The 1,656-nt window shown below is 66.0% G+C and carries 1 protein-coding gene; it reads left to right on the top strand.

Going from position 1 to position 1,656, the window contains the following annotated elements; genetic code table 11:
* On the top strand, nucleotides 1–1,656 hold a 1,656-nt coding region (locus ON22_RS03015), incomplete at both ends, for a condensation domain-containing protein (RefSeq protein WP_043739793.1).

Below are 1,656 nucleotides of genomic sequence, written 5' to 3' on the forward strand. Positions count from 1 at the left end.
CGGTCGCGGATCTGGTGGCGCGGCACGAGGTGCTGCGGACGGTGTACCCGGAGACCGAGTCCGGACCGGTGCAGGTCGTGTTGCCGGTGGGCCAGGCCGTTCCCGAGCTCGCGGTGCGGTCGGTGGCCGCCGGTGAGGTCGTTGCGGCTGTATCGGAATTGGCGTCGGCCGGCTTCGATGTCACCGCCGAGGTGCCGTTGCGGGTAGCGCTGTTCCGCATCGGGACGGCAGATAGCGCCGAAACGGTTGCGACCAACGGAGCCGGCGGCGACACCGCAGGTTCGCACGATGAGTTCGTGCTGGCCCTGGTGATGCACCATATTTCCGGTGACGGTTCCTCGGTGGTGCCGTTGACGCGCGATCTGATGACCGCGTATGCCGCGCGGGTCGCGGGGGAGGCGCCGGGCTGGGCGCCGTTGCGAGTGCAGTACGCCGATTTCAGTATCTGGCAGCGGGAGTTGCTGGGTGCGGACACCCATCCGGAATCGCTGGCGGCGAAGCAGATCGGATATTGGGAGTCGGCACTCGCCGGGATTCCGGATCAGCTCGATCTCCCGGCCGATCGTCCGCGTCCGGCGGTGCAGTCCTACAGCGGCGGCCGGATCGCGGTCGAGATCGATGCCGAGATCCACGCCGGTTTGCAGCGGCTGGCGCAACGCCAGGGCGCGACGCTGTTCATGGTCGCGCATACGGCGTTCGCCGTGCTGCTGTCACGCCTCTCGGGCACGGACGACATCACCATCGGTACTCCGATCGCGGGTCGTGGTGAGCAGGCGCTCGAGGACCTGATCGGTATGTTCGTGAACACGCTGGTGTTCCGGACGCAGCTGGATCAGGGTGAGGCGTTCACTGATTTGCTGGCGCGTCAGCGTGAGGTGGATCTGCAGGCGTTCGCGCATGCGGATGTGCCGTTCGAGCGTTTGGTGGAGGTGCTGAATCCGGTTCGTTCGACGGCTCGGCATCCGTTGTTCCAGGTGGGTTTCTCGTTCCAGAACCTGGCGCAGTCGAGTCTGGAACTGCCCGGTCTGACGGTTTCCGGTGTCGATATCGATACCGAGATCTCCCAGTTCGACCTGCACCTGATCATCGGTGACGATTACGAATCCTCCGGTGCGCCCGCCGGTATCACCGGCGCTCTGACCTACGCCACCGCGTTGTTCGATCGCGCCACCGCACAGGGATTCGTCGACCGGTTCGTGTGGTTGCTGCGTGAACTCGTGGCGGAGCCCTCGGTGGCCGTAGGCGATATCGATCTGCTGGCTCCGGCCGAGCGGGTTGCGCTGACGGAGCGTAATTCGACGGCCCGGGAGCTGGATTCGTCGCAGACTCTGGTATCACTGCTCGACCATTCCGTCGCGGCGGGCGCGGACACGGTGGCGTTGGTGGCTGCTGATGGTTCGCAGGTGACCTATGCCGAGTTGGGGGCGCGGGTCAATGGTTTGGCGCGGTATCTGATCGGCCGGGGTGTGGGGCCCGAGGTTCGGGTCGCGTTGGCGTTGCGGCGGTCGGTGGATCTCGTGGTCGCGATGTATGCGGTGGCGGTGGCCGGTGGCGTGTATGTGCCGCTCGATCCGGATCAGCCTGCCGAACGCAGTGACTACATTCTCGAGACGGCGGCACCGGTGTGTGTGCTGACCGATGCCGGGAGCGGATTCG

Source organism: Nocardia carnea NBRC 14403 (assembly GCF_000308515.1).
In the GTDB taxonomy this organism is placed as follows: Bacteria; Actinomycetota; Actinomycetes; order Mycobacteriales; family Mycobacteriaceae; genus Nocardia; species Nocardia carnea.